Here is a 4653-nt window from a genome sequence, read left to right on the forward strand (position 1 = left end):
CCCTATGGCTCTCCCCAGATCCCCCTTCTCCACCACGAATATCAGCCTGTTCTCTTCCCTATCCTCAACAACGTCCTTCGGGCTCACCCCAAGCATGTCCTGGAAGAGCCTGATGTACCTGAGCTTCTCAGGGGGTATTATTATCTTTCTCCTCGAAATCATCGCACCTCCTTCCCGAGGAGTTCCAGGATCCTCGACTCCCCCTCCTCCAGTATCGCGGCGGCCGACACGAAGAACGGTCTCTTGAAGGCCCTTCCCAGCTCCAGGGACCTGCCCTGATACCTGAGCAGGGGGACCCCTGAGAGCTTGGAGAGGTACTCTATCTCCCTCCTCAGGCTCTCCGGCGCGTTGCTCGCTATCACCACAAGCTTCGGGCTCTCTCCGGACTTCAACCTCTTTATGACCTTCTTGGCCCCCAGAAGGACCTTCCCTGACTTGAAAGCCAGGTAGAGCTCGGTCTCAATGTTGCTACTCATCTCCCAGCACCTCCTCCCTTCCACCGCCCAGGTCCCATAGCACCGATACCTTGCCGGTCCCTATTGGTGGTGTCTGTCCCATTATTAAAGCATCGAGTGGACCGAGGATCCTGTTCACCTCTCCCCTCCTGGCCGTGTTCAGTATGACGTGAGTGGTCCACTCGAAGGCCATCTTGCTGAGTGGGGTCTTCATCTCACTGAAGAAGCCCGAGGAAACCCCAGCGGCCTGCAACCTTATCGCCTCGATCGTCCCGGAGTATGTCATGGTGTCCGCGACCAGCGATATGTACCTTCTATCCACCTCCAGACCCTGCTCCTCGAGTATGCTCGCTAGCTCGTTGAATATGCAGTTCCTGGCGGCCTCTATACCCAGAACCCTCTCAACCTCCTTGCAGTCGTTTGTTATGGTTCTCGCGATGTCAACGCAGCTCATGCTTAGCACAGCAGCCAGGTTTGAACCCGACGTTCTTATGACGTACTCCTTCCTCCCGTCCGTCTCCACGGTCTCCACCCAAGCCCTCTTTATCCCCCTCACCCCGGAGACGGTCCTGTCAAGTATCCTGTAGGACCAGGACCTCAGCGTTTGGAGGGGCTTCTCCTTGCCCGCGGCCTCATAGAGCTCAACAATTATCCTATCGCCGTCCAAAGAGACCTCCCCCTTCATGCCCTTGGCGGTGCTCCTTATCAGGTTGATCAACCTATCCAGGGGTATCTTGTTGCTCTCCAGAGCCCTCCTGTCCGGCTTGAGTATCAGCTGGTAGTTGAAGTTGTCTATCGCGTACTCCTCTATGAGGTCCCTCACCCTGAGCTCCCTCAGGTTCCTCAGTATCCTCCTGAGGTTCGATAGGTCCTCCTGGCACTTCGGCTTCAGGTATATCTTCATCGTCGGCGTGCTGGTAGAGGCGTAGAAGACTAGCTCCTTGAACCTCTCGACGCCGTGCGTCACGTCCATCGCCAGAAGGCCGGGGGCGTGGAAGGTCCTGAGGACCATCTGGGTGGTCGGCTCCGCTATGCTCTGCGCGCTTATCAATCCTATCGGCGTGAGCACCTCAACCTTCGCCCTCTCGAATCCCTCCTTGAGCTCCTCTATTATGGCCTTGAGCTCGCTCTCCCTAGGTTTCGCCTCGAATATCCTCTCGGCCAGTGAGAGCGGGAGGTTCGCCTCCCTGAGCGCCTCCTCTATCCTCTCCTTGGAGACCCCCCTCTTCCTCTCCCCCTCTATGTGCCTCTCCAGAACCCTCTCCAGGTTGATCGGCTCTCCCCTGAAGAGCTTGACTGGATCGTAGCCATCCCCGCCGAACCTGAACTGGATTATGTGACCCATAGAGTCCCTGACGGTCTCGTCGTAGGAGACGTAAACGTCCTTCAGGGAGTTAGCGACCCTCCTGTAGAAGTAACCGCTGTCCTCTGTCCTCCTTCCCTTATCTATCAGCGACTCCCTGCTGGACATGGCATGAAAGACGAACTCGGCCGGATTCAGCCCCGTGACATAGCTGTTCCTGACGAAACCTCTGGCCTCGGGGCTCAGATCACCCTTCCTGAAGTAGGAGAGCACCCTGTCCCTGTAGCCCTTCCTGGGCCTGCCGCTGGTGAGCACGAAGCCTATCCTTGTCTTCACCTTCTGCTGCCCCACCTGCCCCATTATCTGGGCCAGGTTCGCCATGGACCCCCTGGCCCCTGTCTTGGCCATGACGCTCACGTTAGCCCTCGGATCTATGTACTTAGAGATGACGTTGCTCACCTTGCCCCAGAAGCTATCTATGGTCTGCACTATGTCGAACTCGAGCATCTGCTCCTCCCTCATCAATCTGAGGAGCTCCTCCTTAGTCCTGTATATCGTTATCTTCTTCGTTATAGGCCTGCTCCTTATAAGTTTCATCACCTCATCCTTCATGGCCGAGTAGATTCCCTCTATCTCCCTCCTCGCCTCCTCCGGTATCATGAGCTCCTTGGGCGAGTTGGACACCCCGTAGAGCAGAACTTCCTTAGCCGCTATCTTGAGTAGCTTGTTGAGGAAATCCATGGCCACATCCTCTCCGTAGTCCCTGATCAGAACGTCTATGAGCGTTAGCCTCCCCTTCACGAGGGTGCCAACTATGTTGTCATCCAGGACCCCCGAGAGGAGCTTCCCCTTCCTTATCAGAACGTAGCCGTCTCCGGAGCAGAAAGGATCCTTACACTCCGATGCCTTCGCGGCCGACTTGGCGATGCCCTCGAAGTCCAGATCCTTCGGGAGGAGAACGGATATGAGCTGCTTTCCGGTCCAAAGCCTTCTGGGCCTCTTTATGGCCGGCTCCGGAAGCTCAGTTATCCCGGCCCTAGAGAGTATCCTTGTGGCCTCCTTCTTGTCGAAGAGGCTGTCCTTCTTCGTTATCATGTAGAGCGCCGTTATGAAGTCCTGCCTGGCGCCCACTATGGAGCCCCCGGTCCTCGGGGAGAGCATGTTGTACTTGACCCCCATGAGCTCCCTGACCTCAACGCTCCCGTCCAGTATCTGAGGCACGTGCAGGTTCATCTCATCCCCGTCGAAGTCAGCGTTGTAGGGGACGCAGACCGCCGGGTGGAGCCTGAAGGTGGCCCCGGGGAGGACCTTCACCCTGTGGCCTAGCATTGAAAGCTTGTGGAGGGAGGGCTGCCTGTTGAATATGACGTAGTCACCGTCCATCAGGTGCCTCTCAACGACATCCCCGGGTTCTAGCTGCTCGGCGGCCTCCCTGAGGGCATCCTTTCCCTTCCTCTGGAGTATCTTCAGGCTTATCGGTGTCACACCTCCCTTCCTTATGGCGTTGGCCCCAGGGTACTCGTCCGGTCCCCTCATCACAAGCTCCTTCATCCTCTCTATGTTGCTCTCGTTCACGTACTCAGGCACTGTTAGTACCATCGCTATCTCCACTGGGACGCCGACCTCATCTATATCTATCATGGGATCCGGAGAGATCACGGTCCTGGCGGAGAAGTTCACCCTCTTCCCTATCAGGTTCTTCCTTAGCCTTCCCTCCTTTCCGCTGAGCCTCTGGAAGAGGGACTTCAGGGGCCTCCTCGTCCCCTTCTGCATCGCCACTGGCATGTTTGCCGTGGCGTTGTTGAAGAAGACGCTGACCCAGTACTGAAGGTGGTCCCACTCGTTCTCCACCATGCTAACTGGAGCTCCCATCTTCTTGGAGTTGCTGAGCTTCCTGTTCGCCTTGATCAGCTCAACAAGTATGTGGGTGAGATCATCCTCGGACCTCTCACCAGTCTCCAGGTAGATGGATGGCCTCGCCGTGAGTGGGGGGACCAGGAGAACCGTTAGGACGGCCCACTCAGGCCTCGCCCTCTTAGGATCGAAGCCTATGAGGAGGGAGTCATCGTCGCTCACCCTCTCAAGTATGTCCCTTATCTCATTCGGCCAGAGCCTCCTCGGCTCGGGCTCCTTCACTATGAACTTGTAGACCTCCTCCAGCTCGACCGTGCGGATCGGGGCCCCGCAGTGAGGGCACTTCCTGTGCTTCTTCGAGTACGCCTTGACGTAGTCCCTGACGGTCCTCACGAGCTCATCGTCGATCACCTTCTCCGGATTCTCCCTCGCGTAATCCTGGGCCCTCTCTATGAAGTAGGCCCTCTTTTCCTGAGGTAGAAGAACCTTCCCGCACTTATGGCACACGGTGTTCAGGGCATCCTTTATCCTCTTCACGTACCCTATGTGAACCACTGGCATCGCGAGCTCTATCCTGCCGAAGTGCCCCGGGCAGTTCTTAGGCAGGTTCCCGCATATGGGGCACCTCTGCCTCGGGTTTATCGTCCCGAGCCTTGGGTCGAGCACGCCCCCCTGGACCGGGAGACCTCCCTCATCGTAAGCGGTCGGCTCCGTTATCTCTATGAACCCTATCTTCCTGGCGTCTGCTGGCGAGATCAGCCCGAAGATCACCTTATCAAGCCTGTAGGGGAGGACCTCCTCCTCCGGCACGGGTTCCCATATCAGGGCCATGCCATCACCTCAAGTCTCCTCCTTCACGCTCAGCCTCACGTCTATGTGGCCGCTCATCAGCTCATCTATGAACAGCTTCGACGCGTAGCTCGTGATGAGGGGCTTGACCTCCACGGATGACTGGCACCTCGGACAGAAGAACTCGTTGGTCTTCTGGTTGAAGAAGGTTATCGTTCCGCACTCCTTGCAGACGTAAACTATCGTCTTGTC

The 4653-nt window shown here is 57.1% G+C and carries 4 protein-coding genes; all 4 read right to left on the minus strand.

Going from position 1 to position 4653, the window contains the following annotated elements:
- On the minus strand, nucleotides 1-162 hold a 162-nt coding region (locus tag BA066_06805; protein ID RDD52982.1), incomplete at its 3' end, for a NusA-like transcription termination signal-binding factor.
- On the minus strand, nucleotides 159-500 hold the full coding sequence (locus BA066_06810) for a 50S ribosomal protein L30e (GenBank protein RDD52983.1): 342 nt from the start codon (nucleotides 498-500) through the stop codon (nucleotides 159-161). The genes BA066_06805 and BA066_06810, both read right to left, overlap by 4 nt.
- Nucleotides 469-4443 carry a DNA-directed RNA polymerase subunit A' gene (locus BA066_06815; protein RDD52984.1) on the minus strand — a complete coding sequence of 1325 codons (3975 nt, stop codon included), beginning with the start codon at nucleotides 4441-4443 and terminating at the stop codon, nucleotides 469-471. The genes BA066_06810 and BA066_06815 overlap by 32 nt, the downstream gene beginning before the upstream one ends.
- Nucleotides 4444-4452: 9 nt before the next feature.
- On the minus strand, nucleotides 4453-4653 hold a 201-nt coding region (locus tag BA066_06820; protein RDD52985.1), incomplete at its 5' end, for a hypothetical protein.

The organism is Candidatus Korarchaeota archaeon NZ13-K, assembly GCA_003344655.1.
Classification (GTDB): domain Archaea; phylum Korarchaeota; class Korarchaeia; order Korarchaeales; family Korarchaeaceae; genus Korarchaeum.

What these genes read in the sequence shown, in the direction of transcription:
- BA066_06815 (RDD52984.1), bottom strand. Translation starts at nt 4,443, where the DNA reads ATGGCCCTGATATGGGAACCCGTGCCGGAGGAGGAGGTCCTCCCCTAC.